The 23,057-nt window shown below is 73.1% G+C and carries 17 protein-coding genes; 9 read left to right on the plus strand and 8 right to left on the minus strand.

Going from position 1 to position 23,057, the window contains the following annotated elements:
* Nucleotides 1-87 precede the first annotated feature (87 nt).
* Together AMK16_RS15415 and AMK16_RS15420 are read right to left on the minus strand one after the other, a co-directional pair.
* On the minus strand, nucleotides 88-2,172 hold the full coding sequence (locus tag AMK16_RS15415; RefSeq protein ID WP_073914920.1) for a molybdopterin oxidoreductase family protein: 2,085 nt from the start codon (nucleotides 2,170-2,172) through the stop codon (nucleotides 88-90).
* Between the two features lie 175 nt (nucleotides 2,173-2,347).
* Nucleotides 2,348-3,004 (minus strand): SanA/YdcF family protein, encoded by a 657-nt coding sequence (locus AMK16_RS15420; protein ID WP_073916134.1) that lies wholly within the window; start codon nucleotides 3,002-3,004, stop codon nucleotides 2,348-2,350.
* 553 nt (nucleotides 3,005-3,557) lie between these two features.
* Between AMK16_RS15420 and AMK16_RS15425 the strand changes: the two genes are divergently transcribed.
* The 4 genes from AMK16_RS15425 (at nucleotide 3,558) to dnaG (ending at nucleotide 8,946) form a co-directional block, all read left to right on the plus strand.
* On the plus strand, nucleotides 3,558-4,277 hold the full coding sequence (locus AMK16_RS15425; protein WP_073914923.1) for a sirohydrochlorin chelatase: 720 nt from the start codon (nucleotides 3,558-3,560) through the stop codon (nucleotides 4,275-4,277).
* A 36-nt stretch (nucleotides 4,278-4,313) separates the two neighbouring features.
* Nucleotides 4,314-5,630 carry a deoxyguanosinetriphosphate triphosphohydrolase gene (locus tag AMK16_RS15430; protein ID WP_073914925.1) on the plus strand — a complete coding sequence of 439 codons (1,317 nt, stop codon included), beginning with the start codon at nucleotides 4,314-4,316 and terminating at the stop codon, nucleotides 5,628-5,630.
* A gap of 93 nt (nucleotides 5,631-5,723) precedes the next feature.
* The gene (locus tag AMK16_RS15435) at nucleotides 5,724-6,998 is read left to right on the plus strand and encodes an NAD(P)/FAD-dependent oxidoreductase (protein ID WP_073914927.1); all 1,275 of its coding nucleotides are present in this window, start codon (nucleotides 5,724-5,726) and stop codon (nucleotides 6,996-6,998) included.
* Nucleotides 6,999-7,032: 34 nt separating this feature from the next.
* Complete coding sequence (dnaG, locus tag AMK16_RS15440) at nucleotides 7,033-8,946, plus strand: DNA primase (RefSeq protein ID WP_073914929.1); 1,914 nt, start codon at nucleotides 7,033-7,035, stop codon at nucleotides 8,944-8,946.
* Between the two features lie 160 nt (nucleotides 8,947-9,106).
* On the opposite strand, the gene AMK16_RS15445 is transcribed toward dnaG, so the two are convergent.
* Nucleotides 9,107-9,562 carry a gamma-glutamylcyclotransferase family protein gene (locus tag AMK16_RS15445; protein WP_079191523.1) on the minus strand — a complete coding sequence of 152 codons (456 nt, stop codon included), beginning with the start codon at nucleotides 9,560-9,562 and terminating at the stop codon, nucleotides 9,107-9,109.
* A 310-nt stretch (nucleotides 9,563-9,872) separates the two neighbouring features.
* On the opposite strand from AMK16_RS15445, the gene AMK16_RS15450 reads away from it, so the two are divergent.
* Both AMK16_RS15450 and AMK16_RS15455 read left to right on the plus strand, forming a co-directional pair.
* Complete coding sequence (locus tag AMK16_RS15450) at nucleotides 9,873-10,415, plus strand: hypothetical protein (RefSeq protein ID WP_242438736.1); 543 nt, start codon at nucleotides 9,873-9,875, stop codon at nucleotides 10,413-10,415.
* 415 nt (nucleotides 10,416-10,830) lie between these two features.
* Nucleotides 10,831-11,418, plus strand: coding sequence for a class F sortase (locus AMK16_RS15455; protein WP_242438769.1), 588 nt, complete (start codon nucleotides 10,831-10,833; stop codon nucleotides 11,416-11,418).
* A 4-nt stretch (nucleotides 11,419-11,422) separates the two neighbouring features.
* Here AMK16_RS15455 and AMK16_RS15460 read toward each other — a convergent pair whose 3' ends face one another.
* Nucleotides 11,423-12,199, minus strand: coding sequence for a sulfite exporter TauE/SafE family protein (locus AMK16_RS15460; protein WP_073914932.1), 777 nt, complete (start codon nucleotides 12,197-12,199; stop codon nucleotides 11,423-11,425).
* Nucleotides 12,200-12,479: 280 nt separating this feature from the next.
* On the opposite strand from AMK16_RS15460, the gene AMK16_RS15465 reads away from it, so the two are divergent.
* From AMK16_RS15465 to nirD, 3 genes are read left to right on the plus strand one after another with little or no spacing between them, the layout of a single operon-like run.
* Nucleotides 12,480-13,964 (plus strand): NAD(P)/FAD-dependent oxidoreductase, encoded by a 1,485-nt coding sequence (locus AMK16_RS15465; protein ID WP_073914934.1) that lies wholly within the window; start codon nucleotides 12,480-12,482, stop codon nucleotides 13,962-13,964.
* A gap of 1 nt (nucleotide 13,965) precedes the next feature.
* The gene (gene nirB / locus AMK16_RS15470; RefSeq protein ID WP_073914937.1) at nucleotides 13,966-16,488 is read left to right on the plus strand and encodes a nitrite reductase large subunit NirB; all 2,523 of its coding nucleotides are present in this window, start codon (nucleotides 13,966-13,968) and stop codon (nucleotides 16,486-16,488) included.
* Entirely contained in the window at nucleotides 16,485-16,817 is a 333-nt protein-coding gene (gene nirD / locus AMK16_RS15475; RefSeq protein WP_073914939.1) for a nitrite reductase small subunit NirD, read from the plus strand. Before nirB ends, nirD begins: the two co-directional genes overlap by 4 nt.
* 24 nt (nucleotides 16,818-16,841) lie before the next feature.
* Here the strand turns inward: nirD and AMK16_RS15480 are convergent, their stop codons facing one another.
* From AMK16_RS15480 to dusB, 4 genes are all read right to left on the minus strand, one after another.
* Nucleotides 16,842-17,249 carry a VOC family protein gene (locus AMK16_RS15480; RefSeq protein ID WP_073914941.1) on the minus strand — a complete coding sequence of 136 codons (408 nt, stop codon included), beginning with the start codon at nucleotides 17,247-17,249 and terminating at the stop codon, nucleotides 16,842-16,844.
* 124 nt (nucleotides 17,250-17,373) lie between these two features.
* The gene (locus AMK16_RS15485; protein ID WP_073914944.1) at nucleotides 17,374-18,429 is read right to left on the minus strand and encodes an ArsR/SmtB family transcription factor; all 1,056 of its coding nucleotides are present in this window, start codon (nucleotides 18,427-18,429) and stop codon (nucleotides 17,374-17,376) included.
* A gap of 384 nt (nucleotides 18,430-18,813) precedes the next feature.
* Entirely contained in the window at nucleotides 18,814-21,522 is a 2,709-nt protein-coding gene (gene ppdK / locus AMK16_RS15490; RefSeq protein ID WP_073914947.1) for a pyruvate, phosphate dikinase, read from the minus strand.
* Between the two features lie 366 nt (nucleotides 21,523-21,888).
* Complete coding sequence (gene dusB, locus AMK16_RS15495; RefSeq protein ID WP_073914950.1) at nucleotides 21,889-23,049, minus strand: tRNA dihydrouridine synthase DusB; 1,161 nt, start codon at nucleotides 23,047-23,049, stop codon at nucleotides 21,889-21,891.
* Nucleotides 23,050-23,057: the final 8 nt, after the last annotated feature.

The following is a 23,057-nucleotide window of genomic DNA, read 5'->3' on the forward strand; positions in this document are numbered from 1 at the left end:
TTTCTGAGGCCGGTGCGTGACCGATGGTTACCCCCGGGCGTGAGCCCCGATGCGGACCGGACGCATGTCCGACGGCGCCGGGCCGCCCTACGCGGGCTCGACGCGGACGGCGCAGACCTTGAACTCCGGCATCCCCGAGACCGGGTCCAGCGCCGGATTGGTCAGGTTGTTCGCGCGGCCCTCGCCCGGCCAGTGGAAGGGCATGAAGACCGTGTCCGCGCGGATGGCGTCCGTGACGCGGGCGGGGGCCACGCACCGGCCGCGGCGGGAGACGACCGCCAGCGGGCTGCCGTCGACCACTCCGATGCGGGCGGCGAGGCGGGGGTGCAGTTCCACGAAGGGGCCGGGGGCGGCCGCGTTGAGCTCGGCGACCCGGCGGGTCTGGGCCCCGGACTGGTATTGGGCGACGACCCGGCCGGTGGTCAGCAGCAGCGGGTAGTCGGCGTCGGGTACCTCGGCGGCGTCCCGGTGGGAGACGGCGGCGAAGCGGGCCCGGCCGTCGTCGGTGGCGAAGCGGTCCAGGAACAGGCGGGGCGTGCCGGCGCCGTCTTGCGGGCAGGGCCAGAAGACGCCCTGTTCGGCCTCTATGCGGGCGTAGGTGATGCCGGCGTAGTCCGCCGGTCCGCCGGCGGAGGCGCGGCGCAGTTCGCCGAAGACCTCCTCGGGGTCGGTGGGGAAGCCCTTCTCGATGCCGAGGCGGTCCGCGAGGCCGTGCAGGACCTCCAGGTCGGTGCGGACGCCGGGCGGCGGGGTCAGGGCGCGGCGGCGGAGCAGGACGCGGCCCTCCAGATTGGTGGTGGTGCCGGTCTCCTCCGCCCACTGGGTGACGGGCAGGACCACGTCGGCGAGGGCGGCCGTCTCGGAGAGGACCACGTCGGCCACGGCGAGGAAGTCCAGCGAGCGGATGCGCTCTTCGACGTGGGCGACGCGGGGGGCCGACACGACCGGGTTGGAGCCCATCAGGAGCAGCGCCCGGACGTCCGTGCCGAGGGAGTCGAGGAGTTCGTAGGCGCTGCGGCCCGGGCCGGGCAGGGTGGCGGGGTCGACGCCCCAGACGCCGGCCACGTGCGCCCGGGCGGCGGGGTCGGTCAGCTTGCGGTAGCCGGGGAGCTGGTCGGCCTTCTGGCCGTGTTCGCGGCCGCCCTGACCGTTGCCCTGGCCGGTGAGGCAGCCGTAGCCGGAGTACGGCCGCCCGGCGCGGCCGGTGGCCAGGCAGAGGTTGATCCAGGCGCCGACGGTGTCGGTGCCCTTGGACTGCTGCTCCGGGCCGCGGGCGGTGAGGACCATGGCGGAGGAGGGCGCGCAGAACAGCTCGGCCGCCTCGCGGAGCCTGGGCACCGGCACACCGGTGATGCGCTCGACCAGTTCGGGCCAGTGGGCCATCGCGGCGGCCCGGGCCTGCGCCCAGCCGGTCGTCCGGGCGGCGATGAACTCCTCGTCGGTGCGTCCCTGCGCCACGACGAGGTGCAGCAGGCCGAGGGCGAGTGCGAGGTCGGTGCCGGGGCGGGGGGCCAGGTGCAGGTCGGCGTGTTCGGCGGTGCGGGTGCGGCGGGGGTCGATGACGATCAGGGTGCCGCCGTTGGCCTTGAGTTCGGTGAGGTAGCGCAGGGCGGGCGGCATGGTCTCGGCCGGGTTCGAGCCGACGAGGATCACGCAGCCGGTGCGCGGGATGTCCTCCAGCGGGAAGGGCAGGCCCCGGTCGAGACCGAAGGCCCGCTGGTGGGCGGCGGCGGCCGAGGACATGCAGAAGCGGCCGTTGTAGTCGATCTGCGAGGTGCGCAGCGCCACCCGGGCGAACTTGCCGAGTGCGTACGCCTTCTCGTTGGTGAGGCCGCCGCCGCCGAAGACGCCGACCGCGTCGGGGCCGTGGGCGCGCCCCGTGCGGGCGAGGCCCCCGGCGACGGCGTCGAGGGCCTCCTCCCAGGTGGCCGGCTCCAGCCGCCCTGCGTGGGTGCGGACGAGCGGCTCGGTCAGGCGCACCCGGGAGGAGAGCACGGCGGGGGCGGTGCGGCCCTTGCCGCACAGCGCTCCCCCGTTCACGGGGAAGTCGGCACGCTCCTCCACCACCACGCCGGCGCCGTCCGGGACGGGGCGCAGGTTCATCCCGCACTGCAGCGCGCAGTACGGGCAGTGCGTGGCGGTGACAGCGGTGGAGAGGTCCGTGGTGCGCATGGCCGCCAGCGTGCGGCCGCGGTGTTACGGCGGCCGCCGCCGTGCGTTACGGCGCGGGGTGTTCGACCTCAGCGCGGCCGGGCGGCTTCGGTGAGGACCGCTGCCGGCGGGGGCCGGGGGCTTCCCGCGCCGCCCCGCTGCGCGGCCGGCCGTGGAGCCGCCCGCCCATGCCGTCTCAGTGGGTGGGAGCGACCAGGGCGCGCGACACCCCCGGTTCCTTCGGTCCCAGGAAGCGCGGATCGGGCTTGAGGGCCGCATCCAGCGCGGCCTTGCCGGCGGCGAAGACCTCGCGGCTCCCGCCGTAGTACCAGGTGGAGTCGTGCTCGTCGGGCACGCCGACCCCGTACGACTCCACGCCCGCCGCCTGGCACAGGGCGACGGCCCTGCGTATGTGGAAGCCCTGGCTGATCAGCACGGCCCGCTCGACCCCGAAGACCTCCTTGGCCCGGACGCAGGAGTCCCAGGTGTCGAAGCCGGCGTAGTCGCCCACGATCCGCTCGCCCGGCACCCCGTGCCCGGTCAGGTAGGCGCGCATGGCGTCGGGCTCGTCGTACTCAACGCGGCTGTTGTCCCCGGTGACCAGCACGACCTTGACCTTGCCCGCGCGGTACAGCTCCGCGGCGGCGTCGAGCCGGCGGGCCAGGTAGGGGGTGGGCCGGCCGTTCCACAGGCCCGCCCCGAAGACCACGGCCACGTCCGCGGAGGGGGCGTCGGCCGTCGTCCGCAGCCGGTCCGCGGCCGCCGCGTGCGTCCACGCCGAGGGCAGCAGCGCCAGGGTGCAGCCTGCCATCACGGCCTGCACCGCCCGCCGCCGGGCCCGGACCCCGTGCATCCGCCCCGGCAGCCGCCACCGCACCGCCCGCCCCGCACCCCCGCCCGTCTCCGCGCTACCCGCCGACGCCGCGCCTGCGCCCGGCCCCGCACGCTCCGCCGATCCCGCACCCCCGCCCGGCCCCCGCCGCTGCCACGGGCCCGGACGCCCCGCACGCTCCGGCAGACCCGGGCGTCCGGCACGCCGCCGCAGGCCCGGCCACTCCCCCGCCATCGACCGCATCCGCTCCATCACCTTCATGACCGCCCCCTCGCTCCCCACGCCTCACACCTCGTTCGCACAGTTGGACGACCGGGTCCCGGCCCCCAGTTCCCCCCTCACCACCTTTCACCCGCACGAATGACCGGGTGGAGCGGTGAGCAGCCGGTAAACACCCGTCACCCCGGCGCAACGCCCCGGCAACGTCGCCGGCGCAGGATCGGTCCATGACGGAGCCGGTGCACCCTCGCGAGTTCCCCGCCCTCCCCTTCGACAGCGCGGCCGAGCTGCTCGGCCGCATCACCTTCCAGCTGGGCGCACAGCTCAGCGGCCTGCGCCGACCCGGAGTCCGCCCATGGAGCCCACTCTCGTCGCCGTCGCACACGGCAGCCGCGACCCCCGCGCCCTGCACACCGCCCGCGCACTCCTCGCGCGCGTCCGCGAGCTGCGCCCCCGGCTGGAGGTCCGGCTCGGCCACATCGAGCTGAGCGAGCCGCCGCTGGACGACGTCCTGCGGGACTTGCGCGGCGAGGCGGTCCTCGTCCCGCTCCTGCTCGGCCGCGGCCACCACGTCAAGCACGACCTCCCCGGTGCCGCCGCCCGAGCCCCGCACCTGCGGACCTCGCTCGCCGGGCCGCTGGGACCGCACCCGCTGCTCGTCGAGGCCCTGTACGAACGCCTCCTGGAGGCCGGCTGGACCCCCGGCTCGGCCGTCGTCCTGGCCGCCGCCGGCTCCCGCGACCCGGAGTCGGCCGCCGACACCCGGCGCACCGCGGGCCTGCTCGCCGAGCGCCTCGGGGGCGTCCCGGTGGTCCCCGCCTACGCCTCCGCCGCCGCGCCCACCGTCCCCGACGCGGTGCGGTCCCTGGCCGCCCGCGGCCACCACCAAACGGCCGTGGCCTCCTACTTCACCGCGCCCGGCCGCTTCGCCTCCCAGTGCGCCGGGGCCGCCCCCGGCCGGGCCGCCGCACCGCTGGGCGACCACCCCGCCCTGGCCCGCCTGCTGCTGCACCGCTACGACCAGGCCCGCGCCCGGCCGGGCGGCCCCCTGCGGCCGGAACTCCTCGCCGTCTGATGCCGATGTGCCGGAAGGTGCGGTTACCGTCTTTTCATGGAAGGCACCACGCACACCCCCGCAGACGACCCGTACGACGCGACCGCCACCGAGCGCTGGGCCGCCGAGCCCGACAAACGGCCCGGCCGGACCGCCTTCCAGCGCGACCGGGCCCGCGTGCTGCACTCCGCCGCGCTGCGCCGCCTCGCCGGCAAGACCCAGGTCGTCACCCCGGGCACCCGCTCCTACGACTGGGACGCGAGCCCCCGTACCCGCCTCACGCACTCCCTGGAGTGCGCCCAGGTCGGGCGGGAGCTCGGCGCCGCGCTCGGCTGCGATCCCGACCTCGTCGAGGCAGCCTGCCTCTCCCACGACATGGGCCACCCGCCCTTCGGCCACAACGGCGAGGAGGCGCTCAACGAGTTCGCCAAGGACTGCGGCGGTTTCGAGGGCAACGCCCAGTCGCTGCGCCTGCTGACCCGCCTGGAGCCCAAGCGGTTCGTCCCCGGTCCGGCGGGCGGTGAACCCGTCAGCGTCGGCCTCAACCTCACCCGGGCCTGCCTGGACGCGGCCACCAAGTACCCCTGGGCCCGCGGCGACCACCCCACCGACCCCGGGTCGGTGAAGTTCGGCGCCTACGAGGACGACCTGCCGGTCTTCGACTGGCTGCGCCGCGGTGCGCCCGCGGACCGCAAGTGCTTCGAGGCCCAGGTGATGGACTGGGCCGATGATGTCGCGTACTGCGTCCACGACTTCGAGGACGGGCTGCACGCGGGCCACCTCGACCCCAACCTCCTGCACGCCGAGCCCGAGCGCGCCGCGATCTGGCGGGTCGCCATCGGCCGCTACGTGCCCGCCGACACGCAGGCCGAAGAACTGCGCGAGGCGCTGGACCGGTTGATGGAGCAGGAGTGGTGGCCGCACGGGTACGACGGCTCGGCCATCGCGCAGGCCCGTCTGAAGGACGCGACGAGCCAGCTCATCGGCCGCTTCTGCCTGGCCGCCGAGGGCGCCACCCGCGAGGCGTACGGTTCCGGCCGCCTGACCCGGTACGGCGCCGAGCTGGTCGTTCCCCGCGAGGCGCGCAACGAGTGCGCGGTCCTGAAGGCGGTGGCCGATCTGTACGTCATGCAGCGCGACGAGCAGGAGCGGATCCGCGCCGACCAGCGCATCGTCCTGGCCGAACTGGCGGAGGCGCTCAGCGCCCGCGCCCCCGAGGGTCTGGACCCGCAGTTCCGGGCCATCTTCGACGCCGCGCCGGACGACAGGGCCAGGAAGCGGGCGGTCATCGACCAGATCGCGTGCCTCACGGACGCGGCCGCCCGCTCCCTGCACGCACGCCTCACCCGGCGCACACGACGCGCCGAGGGGTGAGCTGATCGGGCCACTCCCCCTTCACGCGGCAGGCTCGGTGCGGGACGCTCGCATGTGGTCGCATGTGGCGGAGAGGTTATGAGGAGGCATCAGGTGGTCGACGCACACCGGACATTCGTCATCGTCGGCGCGGGGCTGGCCGGGGCAAAAGCGGCCGAAACGCTGCGGGCCGAGGGGTTCACGGGGCGGGTGATCCTCATCGGCGACGAACGCGACCATCCCTACGAACGGCCGCCGCTGTCCAAGGGGTACCTGACGGGCAAGGACGACCGCGACAGCGTCTTCGTCCACGAGCCGTCCTGGTACGCGGCCTCCGACGTCGAGCTGCACCTCGGACAGCCGGCGGTCCACCTGGACCGGGAGGCCAAGAAGGTGGTCCTCGGCGACGGCACGGCGCTGCACTACGACAAGGTGCTGCTGGCCACGGGCGCCGAGCCGCGCCGCCTGGACATCCCCGGCACCGGCCTGGCCGGCGTGCACCACCTGCGGCGCCTGGCGCACGCCGAGCGGCTGCGGGGCGTCCTGGCCGGTCTCGGCCGGGACAACGGGCACCTGCTGATCGCGGGCGCCGGGTGGATCGGGCTGGAGGTCGCCGCCGCGGCCCGCGGCTACGGCGCCGAGGTCACCGTGGTCGAGCCGGAGGCGACGCCGCTGCACGCGGTGCTCGGCCCGGAGATCGGCAGGCTCTTCGCGGACCTGCACGCCGACCACGGAGTGCGTCTCCACTTCGGGGCCCGGCTGACCGAGATCGTCGGCCACGACGGCATGGTGCTGGCCGCCCGTACCGACGACGGGGAGGAGCACCCGGCGCACGCGGTGCTCGCCGCGATCGGCGCGGCGCCGCGGACCGCGCTCGCCGAGACCTCCGGGCTCGCCCTGGTGGACCGGGAGCACGGCGGCGGGATCGCCGTGGACTCCTCGCTGCGCACATCGGACCCGGACGTCTTCGCCGCCGGGGACGTGGCCGCCGCCCACCACCCGGTGCTGGGCACCAGGCTGCGCGTCGAGCACTGGGCCAACGCCCTCAACGGCGGACCGGCCGCCGCCCGGGCGATGCTGGGCCAGGAGGTCGGCTACGACCGGGTGCCGTACTTCTTCTCCGACCAGTACGACGTGGGCCTGGAGTACTCGGGCTACGCGCCGCCCGGCGGCTACGACCAGGTGCTGATCCGGGGCGACGTGGGCAAGCGGGAGTTCGTCGCCTTCTGGCTCTCGCAGGGGCGGGTGCTCGCCGGAATGAACGTGAACGTGTGGGACGTCACCGAACACATCCAGGCGCTGATCAGGTCAAAGACGCCCGTCGACCGCGACCGGCTCGCGGACCCGTCGGTTCCGCTCGCCTCACTGATCAAGGAGGAGGGTGCCTGACGGGTTTGTCGCCGCGCGGCCGTAGACTTCACGCGTGGCAGGACGGATCAACGACGACGACGTGAAGGCGGTACGGGACGCGGTCCCGATCGACGCCGTCGTCTCCGACTACCTCCAGCTGCGCAACGCGGGGGGCGGCAACCTCAAGGGCCTGTGCCCCTTCCACGACGAGAAGTCCCCGTCCTTCCAGGTCAGCCCGAGCAAGGGCCTCTACCACTGCTTCGGCTGCCAGGCGGGGGGGGACACCCTCGACTTCATCATGAAGATCGACCACCTCTCCTTCTCGGAGGCGGTCGAACGCCTGGCGGGCCAGGCCGGCATCACCCTGAGGTACGAGGAGGGCGGCTACACCGCCGGGACCAGCGGCCGCGGCGAGCGCATCCGGCTGGTCGAGGCGCACAAGGCGGCCGCCCAGTTCTACGTCGACCAGCTGGACGGCCCCGAGGCGGAGATCGGCCGCAAGTTCCTGGCCGAGCGGGGCTTCGACCAGGCTGCGGCCGCGCACTTCAGCGTGGGCTACAGCCCGGCGGGCTGGGACCACCTGACGCGTTTCCTGCGCGGCAAGGGCTTCAGCGACAAAGAGCTGATCACCTCCGGGCTCGCGCAGGACAGTCGCAGCGGCAAACCCATCGACCGCTTCCGCGGGCGGCTGATGTGGCCGATCCGCGACATCAGCGGCGAAGTGGTCGGCTTCGGCGCGCGCAAGCTGCGCGATGACGACAACGGCCCCAAGTACCTCAACACCCCCGAGACGGCCATCTACAAGAAGTCCCAGGTGCTCTACGGCATCGACCTGGCCAAGAAGGAGATCGCGAAGACCTCCCGGGCCGTGGTGGTCGAGGGCTACACGGATGTGATGGCCTGCCACATGGCCGGGGTCACCACCGCGATCGCCACCTGTGGCACGGCTTTCGGCGGGGACCACATCAAGATCCTGCGCCGGCTGCTGATGGACCATGCCACCGCCGAGGTGATCTTCACCTTCGACGGCGACGCGGCAGGCCAGAAGGCCGCGCTGCGGGCCTTCGAGGACGACCAGAAGTTCGCCGCCGAGACCTCCATCGCGATCACGCCCGGCGGCATGGACCCCTGCGACCTGCGCCTGGCCCAGGGGGACGCGGCGGTGTCCGGGCTGGTGGAATCCCGCACCCCGCTCTTCGAGTTCGCGCTGCGGCACATCGTCGCCCGGCACAACCTGGAGAACCCGGCCGGGCGGGCGGCCGCGCTGGACGAGGCCGCACCCGTCGTCGCCCACATCAAGAACATCGCGATCCAGCACGAGTCCGCCGTCCAGCTGGCGGGGATGCTGGGCATCCGCGACGAGCAGTTCGTCGTCCGGCGCGTGGCGCAGCTGGCGCGCTGGGCGCGTGATCGAGGCGGCCAGGGCGAGGCCCGGCAGCAGCGGGGCGGGGGCGGACGGCAGCCCTACGAGGCCGCCTCCGCGCCCGCCTCCCAGCAGGCCGGCGGTCCCGCACTGAACCTGCGCAGCCCCGCCCACCGCACCGAGCGCGAGCTGCTCAAGCTCGCCCTCCAGCGCCCGGCCCTGGTCTCCCCGGCCTTCGACGCCTACGGGATCGACGAGTTCACCGCCCCGCCCTACGCCGCCGTCCGCCAGGCCATCCAGGACGCGGGGGGCGCCTCCCAGGGCACCGAGGACTACCTGACCCGGGTGCGGGCGGCGGCCCCGAACGACACCGTGCGCGCACTGGTCACGGAGCTCGCCGTCGAAGCCATCCACGCCAAGACGGTCGACGAGATCTACGCCGGGGTCCAGCTGGTCCAGGTCCGGCTGCGCGCCGTGGACCGCCGGGTCCACGAGATCCAGGGCACGCTGTCCCGGCTGGGCCCCCAGGCCCCGCCGGAACAACTGGCCGCGGTCCAGGAGGAGCTGTGGGTGCTCCAGCAGTACGGGCAGCGGCTGCGCAACCGCGGCGCCGAGGGCCTCTGAGCGGTCCTGCCGGCGTGGGCGTCACGGCGGCGGGATGAGCGTCGGGGCGGCGTGGGCGTCACGGTTGTCTGGGCGTCACGGCTGCGTGGGCGTCACGGCTGCCTGGGTGTCACGCCTGTATGGCCGCCACGGTTCTTCGGCCGTCACGGCGGCGTGGGCGTCACGGCGTCCGCCCGCGTCCGAGCCAGTCCCCGCCCGGTATCTCGGTGCCCCGGGCGCGCAGGTCGCGGGCGAGCAGCGGGGACGCCAGGTAGACCCAGGCCCGGACAAAGGTGCCGTCGCGGCGCAGGGCCTCGCGGGCGGTCCGGTCGTAGACGTTGCCCGGACGCCCCGGGCCCCCGTACTCCTCCAGGACGTCCAGTGCCGCCAGCAGTTCCCCGTAGGCGCCGGGCGCCGCCGTGATCAGCTCCCCGAGGACGGCCGAGCCCGGGCGCTCGACGGCGAAGGGGTAGCCCGGACCCTCGAAGAGTGCCGTGTCCGGCAGACTGGCCGGCTCCTCGCGGAGCGTGCGGCCGCGCAGGAACAGTCCGTGGTTGACCTCGCCCGGGCGCAGGGTTCCGTACACGAAGAACGGCAGCGCGGCGGCCTGGTCCCCAGTTCGGACGACCGATGTCACAGGACCCTCCCTCGGGTACGGCGCGCCACGTCGCAGCCGGGCCGAAGGACCGGCCCGCGCGACACCACCGTACGCACCGGGCGTCGCACCGCCTCCCGGCGCCCGTGGCCCGCGCCGGCGGCCCCGGGGGCCGGCCGCGGGTCACCCGGACGGCGCGGGCGGCCCGGATGGCGGAAGGACCGGCTCTGACCTGCGCAGACATGGCGGCACCGGGCTACCTCCGGGCCTACCTGACGGGACATCAGCAGGCGGGGTGCGGGCGGGCCGGGTTACCTCGGAAACACGACCCCGTGTCTCCAGGAGAGTCCCCATGCGCCGACGTACCGCACACGCGCTGACCGCCACCGCGCTGACCGCCGCCGCCTTCGCCGGCCCGGTCGCGGGCGCGGTCGCCGCCGCGGAGCTCGGGACGGCCGGCTTCGCGCCAGGCGACTTCGCCGCACTGGAGGTGTGGCCCAAGTCGGCCTCACCGGGTGCCACCGTCACCGTGAACACCACCGCCTGCGGGCACGGCAGCCGTGCCGAGGGCGATGCCAGCACGGTGGGCGCCGGCCGGTTCAGGCTGGCGCCGGGGACCCGCAAGGAGGTCGTCGTGGGGCAGTTCCAGGTCGCCCACGACACCCGCCCGGGCTCCTACGGCATCGGGGTGACCTGCGCGAACGGCAAGTTCGCCACCGGCGATCTGGTCGTCACCGAACGCGGCCCGCAGGGCCACGTCAACACCGGGGTGGGCGGTGGCACGACCACCACCACCGACCCCGCCAGGATCGCGGCGGGAGCGGTCGTACTGGCCGCGGCCGCCGTCGGCGGTACCTGGCTCCTGCGTCGCCGGGCGAGCGGCACGCGGAGCTGACGGACGCCCACCGCGGCTCCGGCCGCGGTCCGACCGGTACCGCCCCCCGTCGCCCGCCCCGCGAGGTCCCCCCCGTTCGCGGGGCCGGGCGACGGCCACAGACCCCGACACACAAGCCGAGGGGGTACGCATGGGTGGCGATCTCGGAGGCCGTCGGGGCCACGACCGGCAGCCCCGGCCCGCCTCCGGTGCCCGGCACCAGCCCCGGCCGTCGACCACCGCCCGGCCCGGACCCGGCTCCACTGCGGCCGCCATCCGCCCCGGATCCACCGCGGCCGCCCCGGACCGGGCCTTCCCGCGGCGGGCTTTCCTGCACCGCGTCTTCCTGCACCGGGCTTTCCTGACCTGGGCCTTCTTGCACCGGGCCTTCCCGAACCGGGTCCGCCGCGCCCACACCGCCCGGCACGGCGGCCTCGTGGCGCTCGCCGCCTGCGTCGGCATCTGGCTCGTCACCAGCGGCTCCCGCGAACCCGTCGGGCCGCCGCTGCCCTCCCCCGCCGAGGCCCTGACCGCCGCCGGCGCCACGGGCCCGGGCATCGCCCCGCTGCCAGGCTCCCCGCCCGGCCGGATCCGGATCCCCTCGATCCGGGTCGACGCCCCGCTGACCGGGCTCGGACTCCAGCCGGACGGCAGCCTGCAGGTGCCCCCGCCCGACCGGCGGGACCTGGCCGGCTGGTACCGCGACGGCACCACCCCGGGCGCCACCGGCACGGCGGTCATCGCGGGGCACGTGGACGACACCGCCGGGCCGGGGGTCTTCTACCACCTGGGTGCGCTGCGCCGCGGGGCCTTGATCGAGGTCCCGCGGGCGGACCGGCGTACCGCCGTCTTCACCGTCCACGCGGTCGAGGTCTACGACGCCAAGTCCTTCCCCGACACCCGCGTGTACGGCCCCTCCCCCCGGGCCGAGCTGCGGGTGATCACCTGCGGCGGCGGCTTCTCACCGCGTACGGGCTACCGCGGCAACGTGGTCGTCTTCGCCCACCTCACCGGGACGTTCTGACGGCTCAGCCCCACTGCTCGAAACCCAGCTTGATCACCAGGGCGCCCACCACCGTCAGCAGCACGCCCCGGACGAAGCCGGCGCCCTGCTTGAGGGCCATGCCTGCGCCGATCATGCCGCCGGCCAGGTTGAACACCGCCATCAGCGCGGCCAGCTGCCACAGCACCATGCCCTGGTAGGCGAACATCGCGAGCGCTCCGGCGTTGGTGCACACATTGACGATCTTGGCAGTCGCGGAGGCCGTCACCAGGTCGAGGTGGAGCAGCGCGGTGAGCGCGAGCACCAGGAAGGTGCCGGTGCCCGGCCCGATGAGGCCGTCGTAGAAACCGATGCCGAGCCCGGCGAGGCTGATGGCCAGCAGCACCCGCCGGCGGCTGACGGGCGAGGCGCCCGGTACGGTGCCGAAGCCCGGGCGGAAGAGCACGAAGGCCGCGACGACCACCAGCACCACCATGATCAGCGGGCGGAGCGCGTCCTTGCTGATGCCGCCGGCCAGGGCCGCGCCGCCCATCGAGCCGGCGAGCGCCGCGAGGCCGATACGGACGGCCAGCTTCACGTCCACCGCGGCCTTGCGGAGGTAGGTGACGGCCGCGCCCGTGGTGCCGACGATGGCCACGGCCTTGTTGGTGCCGAGGACGGTGGCGGGGTGGGCGTTCGGCAGGCCGAGCAGCAGGGCGGGCAGGAGCAGCAGGCCGCCGCCGCCCACCACCGCGTCGATCCAGCCGGCGGCCGCGGCGGCCACGCACAACACGATGATCATGGTCGTTGATATGTCAGGCACGTGCCGACCCTATGGAGCGGTTGGGTGCAGCGGCCATCGATCTCGGGAAACTTGCGCAAAGGTTGAGCTTCGCGGAGCCGGCGCGGCGGGCGGGGGGACGGCGAGAGCCTGACGCATCTCGCCCACGGGCCACGCCAAGGGCGCGGCGGCAGACACCGGAACCCCTGAGGCCGGCCTTGAGGAAGCCTCACGGAGCCTCGCCCCGGCCGCTGAGGTCGGCGTTCCGTCCGGGTAACAACGGCGATGCGGCGGGGAAACAGCGGGCGCGCACGCTCGTGCCATGACCTCGGAACAGCGTGTGGTGGTGATCGGCGGCGGCCTGGCGGGCCTGCGGCTCGCACAACGGGTCGCCGAGCGCGCCGGTGCGGCCGCCGCGGTGACCGTCCTCGGCGAGGAACCGCACGTGCCCTACAACCGGGTGCTGCTCGCCGAGGTGCTGGCGGGCCGGTACGCACCGGAGGTGGCCGCCCTGCCGGCGCCCGGACCGGTGCTGCGGCGCGGTGTCCGGGCGGTCCGCGTGGACCGCGCGGAGCGGGCAGTGCACTGCGACGACGGCTCGGTGGAGCGGTACGGCACGCTGGTGCTGGCCACCGGGTCCAACCCGGTACTGCCGCCGCTGCGGGGGCTGTTCCAGCCGGGGGGTACCTTCCGGACGAAGTCCGGGGGAGGTGGCGAACTTCCCGAGGGGGTCCACACCTTCCGCACGATGGACGACTGCCTGGCCCTGTCGGCGGCCGTACGCCCCGGCGTGCGGGCGGTGGTGATCGGCGGGGGCCTGCTGGGCGTCTCGGCGGCCCGTGCGCTCGCCGCGCGGGGGGCGGGCGTGGTGCTGGCGCAGCAGGGCGAGCGCCTGATGGAGCGCCAGCTGGACGCCGGTGCGTCGGCCCTGCTGCACGACCACCTCACCGCGCTGGGCGTGGAGATCCACACGGAATGCCGGGCCCGCGGCCTGACCACGTCCCGCGACACGGCGACCCCGCCGGCGCCCGGGCCCCGCGGCTCAGACCAGGGCCGCCCTCCGACCCCGCCGGTGTTCGGGGCGCCGGGGCCCGGGGGCAGAGCGCCCGGCAACGGCGGCCCGTCCACGGGCAGGGCCAGGGTCATCGGCGTCGAACTCGCCGACGGCTACCGGCTCGACGCCGACCTGGTCGTCCTCGCCTGCGGCGTACGCCCCCGGACCGGCCTCGCCCAGGCCGCCGGGCTCGACGTGCGCAAGGGCATCGTCGTCGACGACCGCCTGCGCACCAGCGACCCGCGGATCCACGCCATCGGCGACTGCGCCGAGCACGCGGGACAGGTGTACGGCCTGGCGGGCGCAGCCCTGGAGCAGGCCGACGTCCTCGCGGCGATCCTCACCGAGCCCCAGCCCGGGTCCGAGCCCCAGCCCGGGTCCGAGCCCCAGTCGGGGTCCGGGTCCCAGCCCGAGTCGGGGTCCGGGTCCGGGTCCAGGCCCGGGTCCGGGTCCACCTACACCGGCACCCGCGCCCTCACCCGCCTCACCCTCACCACCGCGGACACCCCGCACTTCGACCTCGCCGCCTTCGGCGAGACCACCCCCCGCCCCGGCGACGACGTGGTCCGCCTCGCCGACGCCACCCGGCGGACCTACCGGTCGGTCGTCGTGCGCGGCGACCGCCTCGTCGGCGGGGTCCTGCTCGGCGAACTCTCCACCGTGGGCGCCCTCGCCCGCGGCTGGGAGGGCGGCGAGCCCCTGCACGACCCCGCAGACCTGTTCCACCTGCTCACCGACGACGGAGGCCACTGACATGACCGAGCCCCTGCCCGCGATCGTGCTCATCGGGCACGGCATGGTCGGCCAGCGCTACCTGGAAGCCCTCGCCGAACGCGGTGCGACCCGGACCCACCGGATCACCGTCCTCTGCGAGGAGCCCCGGCCGGCCTACGACCGCGTGCACCTGACCTCGTACTTCTCCGGGAGCACCCCCCAGGACCTGTCCATGACGCCCCCGGACTTCATGGAGCGGCACGGCATCGCCCTCCACCTGGGCGACCCCGCCGAGCACATCGACCGGGCGGCCCGTACCGTCACCTCCCGGTCCGGCCGCACGTTCCCGTACGACGTCCTGGTCCTGGCCACCGGCAGTTTTCCCTTCGTGCCGCCGGTCCCCGGAAAGGACGCCCCCGGCTGCTTCGTCTACCGCACCATCGAGGACCTCCTGGCGATCGAGGAGTACGCGAAGGACCGCACCAGCGGCGCGGTCGTCGGCGGCGGCCTGCTCGGGCTGGAGGCCGCCGGCGCGCTGCAGGGACTCGGTCTCGCCACCCGCGTCGTGGAGTTCGCCCCGCGCCTGATGCCCGTCCAGGTCGACGAAGGCGGCGGCGCGGCCCTGCTGCGCACCATCGAGTCCATGGGCATCAGCGTCCACACCGGTGTCGGCACGCAGGAAGTGCTGACCGGAGAGGACGGCGCGGTCCGCGGGATGCGGCTCTCCGACGGCTCCGCCGTCGACACCGACCTCGTGGTCTTCTCCGCCGGTGTCCGCCCCCGTGACCAGCTGGCCCGGGAAGCGGGGCTGGAGGTCGGCGAGCGCGGCGGCATCGCGGTCGACCCGCGCTGCCGTACCTCCGACCCGCACGTCTACGCCATCGGCGAGTGCGCCCTCGCCTCCGACGGCCGCGTCTACGGCCTGGTGGCCCCCGGCTACGAGATGGCCGAGACCGCCGCCGACGACCTGCTGGGCCGTGAGAAGCAGTTCACCGGAGCCGACCTCTCCACCAAGCTCAAGCTGCTCGGTGTCGACGTGGCCTCCTTCGGCGACGCCCACGGCGCCGCCCCCGGCAGCCTCGACGTCGTCTGGTCCGACTCCCGCTCCGGCGTCTACAAGAAGCTGGTCGTCTCGCCCGAGGGCGTCCTCCTCGGCGGGGTCCTGGTCGGCGACGCGGACTCCTACGGCCTGTTGCGCCCGCTCACCGGCAGCGTGCCCCCCGTCGCCCCCGAGCAGCTGGTCCTGCCCGCCGGCATCGGCGCGCCCGTCGCCCTCGGCCCGTCCTCGCTCCCCGACGACGCGGTGATCTGCTCCTGCCACAACGTCACGAAGAAGGCCATCGCCGCCTGCACCACGCTCCCCGAGGTCAAGAAGTGCACCAAGGCGGGCACCGGCTGCGGCAGCTGCGTCAAGGTGATCGGTCAGCTGCTGCCCGCCGCCGCCGACAAGGGCCTGTGCGGCTGCTTCCCCCACACGCGCGCCGAGCTGTACGAGATCGTCCGCGCCCGCCGGCTGACCTCCTACGAGCAGCTCCTCGACGGCCACGGGCGTCCGGAAGCCCGCGGCGGCGACGGCTGCGAGGTGTGCAAGCCCACCGTCGGCTCCGTCATCGCCTCGCTCGCCCCGACCGTCGGCGCCAGCGGCTACGTCCTGGACGGGGAGCAGGCCGCCCTCCAGGACACCAATGACCACTTCCTCGCGAACCTGCAGCGCAACGGGTCCTATTCGGTGGTCCCGCGCATCCCGGGCGGGGAGATCACCCCGGACAAACTGATCGTGATCGGCGAGGTGGCCCGCGACTTCGGCCTCTACACGAAGATCACCGGTGGGCAGCGGATCGATCTCTTCGGCGCGAGCGTGGACCAGCTGCCGCGGATCTGGGCCCGGCTGGTCGACGCCGGATTCGAATCCGGGCACGCCTACGGCAAGGCCCTGCGGACCGTGAAGTCCTGTGTGGGGCAGACCTGGTGCCGCTACGGGGTGCAGGACAGCGTGCGGATGGCCATCGACCTGGAGCTGCGCTACCGCGGGCTGCGCGCCCCGCACAAGCTCAAGTCGGCGGTCTCCGGCTGCGCCCGCGAGTGCGCGGAGGCCCAGAGCAAGGACTTCGGGGTCATCGCGACGGCGAGCGGCTGGAACCTGTACGTGGGAGGCAACGGCGGCGCGACCCCGCGCCACGCGGACCTGCTCGCCCAGGACCTGTCCGATGCGGAACTGGTCCGCCTGATCGACCGGTTCCTGATGTTCTACATCCGCACCGCCGACCGGCTGGAGCGGACCTCCACCTGGCTGGAGCGGCTGGAGGGGGGCCTGCCCCACCTGCGGGACGTGGTCGTGCACGACTCGCTGGGGCTCTGCGCCGAGCTGGAGTCGCTGATGGCCGACCACGTGGCGCACTACCGCGACGAGTGGGCCGAGACGCTGGAGGACCCGGAGCGGCTGCGCCGGTTCGTCTCCTTCGTCAACGCTCCCGGCGCGCCCGACCCGACGGTGAAGTTCGTACCCGAGCGCGACCAGGTCAAGCCCGACCTGGCCGTCCTGACGATCGGAGGAGTCCGATGACCGTGGAACTGCAGGTGGCGGAGGGCTGGCTGACGGTGTGCGAACTGTCCGCGCTCGTTCCCGGGCGCGGGGTGGCGGCCCTGCTGCCCGACGGGAGCCAGGCGGCGGTGTTCGTGGACCGCGGGGGCCGCGCGTACGCCATCGGGAACCAGGACCCCTTCACCGGGGCGCAGGTGCTGTCCCGGGGGCTGATCGGGCGGGCGGCCGGCCGGCCCTTCGTCGCCTCGCCGCTGCTGAAGCAGCGCTTCGACCTGGAGTCGGGCCGCTGCCTGGACGACGAGGAGGTGACGGTCCGGACCTACCGGGTGCGGACCGCTGCGACCTCGTGAGACCCGCGCGGGAGCCCGCCGCGCTCAGCCCTGGACCATCGACGGGTCCATCCACATGATCTCCCAGGTGTGGCCGTCGAGGTCGTCGAAAGCCCGGCCGTACATGACACCGTGGTCCTGGGCCGGCCGGGGCTCGGTCGCTCCGGCTCCCACCGCGGCGTCGACGAGCTCGTCGACCGCGGCGCGGCTCCCGGCGCTCAGACACAGCAGCACCTCGGAGGTCCTGGTGGCGTCCGCGATCTCCTTGTGCGTGAAGTCCTTGTAGCGGGCCTCGGTCAGGAACATCGCGACGATGCTGTCGCTGATCACCATGGAGGCGCTGTTCTCGTCGCTGAACTGTGCGTTGAAGGAGTAGCCGAGCTTGCCCCAGAAGGACCTGGTGGCCTCCACGTCCTTGACGGGCAGGTTGACGAAGATCATGGTGTCGGACATGGCGGTCCCTCTTCTCCGGGTCGGCTCCCGCGCGGGCCTCGTGCGGCGCGCGCGTTCGGCGTTCCAGGGGTAGACCCGGGAGGCGCGGAGAACTCATCGCTCCCCGTGGAACTTTTTCGGGATCTCAGGAGGCCACGGCCCCGCCCTTGAGCAGGGCGGCGCCCAGCGGGGTCACCGTGTGCAGCACCGCGTTCCCGTGCCGCAGCGTGGTGACCAGGCCCGCCTCGCGCATCACGCAGGCGTGCTGGCTCGCCGAGGCCAGCGACACCCCGGCCCTGCGGGCCAGTTCGCTGGTGGTCGCGCCGTCGCCGATCGCCCGCAGCACCACCGAACGGGTGTGCCCCACGAGCTTGCCCAGGGTGCGCACCCGCTGGTCCTCGACGACCGGGTGGACGGAGTCGCCGCCGGTCGGCGCGGAGACCAGCTGTGCGGCGGCCGGGTAGACCAGCACCGGCGGCAGTTCCGGGTCGTGCAGGGTCACCGCTGTACGACGGCAGAAGAACGAGGGCTGGAGCAGCAGCCCGCGCCCCCGCAGCCGTACGTCCCGGTCCACCGGGTAGTCGCACTCCAGCACCGGGTCCCGCCAGCGCAGCATCGGCGGCAGCGAGGCCAGCAGCTCGTCCGCGCCCCCGTCCAGCAGCGCGCGGCCGCGCGCGGCCCGCTCGGCCTCGATCTGGGCCTGGATGTGCGTCCAGTAGGGCTCCACGGCCGCCCGGTGGTAGGCCCGCAGCTCGCCCAGCAGCTTGGGCAGCTGCCCGGTCCCTGCGTCCATGAACTCCCGCAGGCGCCGCGGAAGGGTGCTCTCGGCGCCCCCGCTCGCGGCGGAGGGCATGCCGAAGGCCGCCCCCAGACGGGATCCCGTGCCCAGCAGCGCCAGTTCGCGGCGCATCCGCTCGGGGCGGATACCGCGGAGCGAGTCGAGGCCCACGTCCCACCCGTACTGCCCCTCCACGGGGGTCAGGAAATCCGGGAAATAACCGCGGCTCGGTATGAGCATGCCGAGCATGCGTGTTTCACTATTCAACCTGCTCCGGGTTTCCGTTCGCCATTCACCGAACAACCGGGCGTCACGCCGGTCCCTTAAACGGTGAAAGCTGAGAATCGTTTCCCACAACGCATCGGGACGTCCTGCCATCCGTAAGCGTGCCAGGTCCACTCCAGTGAAATGGATACGCAGCACCGAACCCCCACCTGTGCAACCGCAATCCCCCCGCCCCATGAGTATGCATGCCGTCACACGTGGTCACCACGCCCTTTCGGCCACAGTTGAAACCCCTTTCGGCAGGGGCGTGACAACCGAAATCCTGTACTCCGCCGGGCACACTCCGATGCGACCGAAACGCTCCGCGAAGGCCGTGGGGGGCTTTGCGGGGCCTGGCGGTCGGTCGCACCGGGAAGCGCCGACGTGCCCGGCAGAATGACAGCGGCGGTGGACGGGTGGGGATCCGTCCACCGCCTGCTGGCGTAAAAATTGCCGAACACCGGAAAATTGGACGCGCCTGCCCCGGGGTGTCAGGGAACCCGGAGGCAGGCGCGGTCTGGGTGGCCTTCTCAGGGCCGGGGATCAGCGGCTGTCGCTGCCCTTGGACTCGGCGGCCGCACGGCCGGCCTCCAGGCGCGCCACCGGGATCCGGAAGGGCGAGCAGGAGACGTAGTCGAGGCCGACCTCGTGGAAGAAGTGGACGGACTCCGGGTCGCCGCCGTGCTCGCCGCAGACACCGAGCTTGAGGTCCGGGCGGGTGGCCCGGCCGGCCTCGACGGCGCTGCGTACCAGCGCGCCGACGCCGTCCTTGTCGATGGTCTCGAAGGGCGAGACCCCGAAGATGCCCTTCTCCAGGTACGCGGTGAAGAAGCTGGCCTCCACGTCGTCGCGGGAGAAGCCCCACACCGTCTGGGTCAGGTCGTTCGTGCCGAAGGAGAAGAACTGCGCGGCCTCGGCGATCTGCCCCGCGGTCAGGGCGGCGCGCGGCAGCTCGATCATCGTGCCGATGGTCAGCTTGAGGTTCGTGCCGGTTGCGGCCTCGACGCCGGCGATGACGCGGTCGGCCTCCTCGCGGACGATCTCCAGCTCCTGCACGGTGCCCACGAGCGGGATCATGATCTCCGGACGCGGGTCGCCCTTGGCGTTCTTGCGCTCGGCCGCGGCCTCGGCGATCGCCCGGACCTGCATGGCGAACAGACCGGGGATGACCAGGCCCAGGCGGACACCGCGCAGACCCAGCATCGGGTTCTGCTCGTGGAGCTTGTGCACGGCCTGGAGCAGGCGCAGGTCGTTCTCGTTGGGGTCCTTGCGGGACTCGGCGAGGGCGACGCGCACCGACAGCTCGGTGATGTCGGGCAGGAACTCGTGCAGCGGCGGGTCGAGGAGGCGGACGGTGACCGGCAGCCCGTCCATCGCCTCGAACAGCTCGATGAAGTCCTTCTTCTGCAGCGGCAGGAGGGCACTGAGTGCCTCCTCGCGCTCGGTGTCCGTGTCGGCGAGGATCAGGCGCTCGACCATCTCGCGGCGCTCACCGAGGAACATGTGCTCGGTGCGGCACAGGCCGATGCCCTGGGCCCCGAAGCGGCGGGCGCGCAGCGCGTCCTCGGCGTTGTCGGCGTTGGCACGCACGCGCAGCCGGCGGACGCGGTCCGCGTAGGCCATGATCCGGTGGACGGCGGAGACCAGCTCGTCGGCGTCGTCGGCGCCGGCGTGCATGCGGCCCTCGAAGTACTCGACGACCGGCGACGGCACGACGGGTACCTCACCGAGGTAGACCTTGCCGGTGGAGCCGTCGATGGAGACGACGTCACCCTCTTCGATGACCGTCTCGCCGACCGTCATCCGGCGGCGCTTGGTGTCGACGTCGAGCTCCTCGGCGCCGCAGACACAGGTCTTGCCCATGCCGCGGGCGACGACGGCCGCGTGGGAGGTCTTGCCGCCGCGCGAGGTCAGGATGCCCTCGGAGGCGATCATGCCGTCCAGGTCGTCCGGGTTGGTCTCGCGGCGGATCAGGATGACCTTCTCGCCGGAGCGGGACCACTTGACGGCCGTGTACGAGTCGAAGACGGCCTTGCCGACGGCCGCGCCCGGGGAGGCGGCGATGCCGCGGCCGAGCAGCTGGGTCTTCGCGTCCGCGTCGAAGCGCGGGAACATCAGCTGGGCCAGCTGGGCGCCGTTGACGCGCTGGAGGGCCTCGGCCTCGTCGATCAGGCCCTGGTCCACGAGCTGGGTCGCGATGCGGAAGGCGGCGCCCGCCGTGCGCTTGCCCACGCGGGTCTGGAGCATCCACAGCTGACCGCGCTCGATGGTGAACTCGATGTCGCAGAGGTCCTTGTAGTGGGTCTCCAGCGTCTCCATGATCGTCATGAGCTGGTCGTACGAGGCCTTGTCGATGGACTCCAGGTCCGCGAGCGGCACGGTGTTGCGGATGCCCGCGACCACGTCCTCGCCCTGGGCGTTCTGGAGGTAGTCGCCGTAGACGCCCTGGTGGCCGCTGGCGGGGTCGCGGGTGAAGGCGACGCCGGTGCCGGAGTCGGGGCCCAGGTTGCCGAAGACCATGGAACAGATGTTGACGGCGGTGCCCAGGTCGCCGGGGATGCGCTCCTGGCGGCGGTAGAGCTTGGCGCGGTCGGTGTTCCACGAGTTGAAGACGGCCTCGACGGCCAGGTCCATCTGCTCGCGGGCGTCCTGCGGGAAGTCGCGGCCGGCTTCCTCGGCCACGATCTTCTTGAAGTGCTTGACCAGCTTCTTCAGGTCGGCGGCGTCGAGGTCGGTGTCGACGGTGACCTTCTTGGCGGCCTTGGCCTCCTCGAGGGCATCCTCGAAGAGCTCGCCGTCGACGTCCAGGACGGTCTTGCCGAACATCTGGATGAGACGGCGGTAGGAGTCCCACGCGAAGCGCTCGTCGCCGGACTGGGCGGCCAGACCGGCCACCGAGGCGTCGGAGAGCCCGATGTTGAGGACGGTGTCCATCATGCCGGGCATCGAGAACTTGGCGCCGGAGCGTACGGAGACCAGCAGCGGGTCGTCCGACTGGCCGAGCTTCTTGCCCATCTTCGCCTCGAGGGCGGCAAGGTGGGCGCTGACCTCGTCGCGCAGCGCGGCCGGGGCGCTGCCGCTGTCGAGGTAGACCTTGCAGGCCTCGGTGGTGATGGTGAAGCCGGGAGGGACCGGCAGACCAAGGTTGGTCATCTCGGCGAGGTTGGCTCCCTTGCCGCCGAGAAGGTCCTTGAGGTCGCGGTTGCCCTCGGTGAAGTCGTAGACGAACTTCTGATCTTTGTTTTCCGACACGGGTCTCGACTCCTCGAGGACTCGGGTGGCTGCCCTGACGGCCAGGAACATACCCAGATCGAAGGCTTCTGGGTACGTCCACTTGGTCGTCATACGGCCGTAACCACCCGTGCGCCAGCAGATCGAAAGTAACTCATGAGTAAGGGACAGGCCCGATGAGCCTTCACCTCCCGAAGGGAGAGGGGGCCACAGAGGCTTGATCATGTCCAGATGAGCGATCATCGATCCATTTGCGTTCAAGTATTGAACACACAAAGGGTGGCACCCAGTGCCACCCTTTGAAAGTCTTACCCGTGACCTCAGTGCTCATCTGAGCGAAACCTTACCCATGCGTGGCGTATATCACGCGGCACGGAGGGCGATATGTCAGCCTCCGGACGTGTCCAGTTCGGCGTCCTCGCTCACGCCGGCGCAGTCGTAGGGGTCCTTCAACCAGCCTTCGGGCAGGACAACCCGGTTGTTTCCGGACGTCCGGCCCCGCGGACCATCGGCGCTATCCGGCCACGCCTGATCCAGATCCAGCTCGCTCAGATGAGCGTCCAGTTCGGCCAGCGAGGACGTCACGGCGAGCTTCTTGCGCATCTCGGAACCCACCGCGAAACCCTTCAGGTACCAGGCCACGTGCTTACGGAAGTCGATCACCCCGCGCGCCTCGTCGCCGATCCACTCCCCCAGCAGCTGGGCGTGGCGGTGCATGGTGGCCGCCACCTCGCGCAGGGTGGGCTCGTGGAAGTCCTGCGGGCGGCCCTCGAAGGCGGCCACCAGGTCGTTGAAGAGCCACGGCCGCCCGAGGCAGCCGCGCCCCACGACCACGCCGTCGCAGCCGGTCTCGCGGACCATGCGAAGCGCGTCCTCGGCGCACCAGATGTCTCCGTTGCCGAGCACCGGGATCTCCGGCACGTGCTCCTTGAGCCGTGCGATGGCCTCCCAGTCGGCGGTGCCGCCGTAGTGCTGGGCGGTGGTGCGGCCGTGCAGGGCGATGGCCGTGACCCCTTCCTCCACGGCGATGCGGCCGGCGTCGAGATAGGTGAGGTGGTCGTCGTCGATGCCCTTGCGCATCTTCATCGTCACCGGCAGCTCCCCGGCGCCGGCGACGGCCTCCCGCAGGATCGCCCGCAGCAGGTTGCGCTTGTACGGGAGGGCCGAGCCGCCGCCCTTGCGGGTCACCTTGGGGACCGGGCAGCCGAAGTTGAGGTCGATGTGGTCGGCGCGGTCCTCTTCGACGATCATGCGGACCGCCTTGCCGACCGTCGCCGGGTCGACGCCGTACAGCTGGATCGAGCGGGGCTTCTCCGTCGCGTCGAAGTGGATCAGCTGCATGGTCTTCTCGTTGCGCTCGACCAGGGCGCGGGTCGTGATCATCTCGCTCACGAACAGCCCCTTGCCGCCCGAGAACTCCCGGCAGAGGGTACGGAACGGGGCATTGGTGATGCCGGCCATGGGTGCGAGCACCACCGGGGGCTGCACGGTGTGCGGGCCGATCGCGAGGGGCGTGGGGAGCGTGGTCATCCGCCCATTGTCCCGCATGCCGCGGG

Source organism: Streptomyces sp. CB00455, assembly GCF_001905445.1.
Lineage (GTDB): Bacteria > Actinomycetota > Actinomycetes > Streptomycetales > Streptomycetaceae > Streptomyces.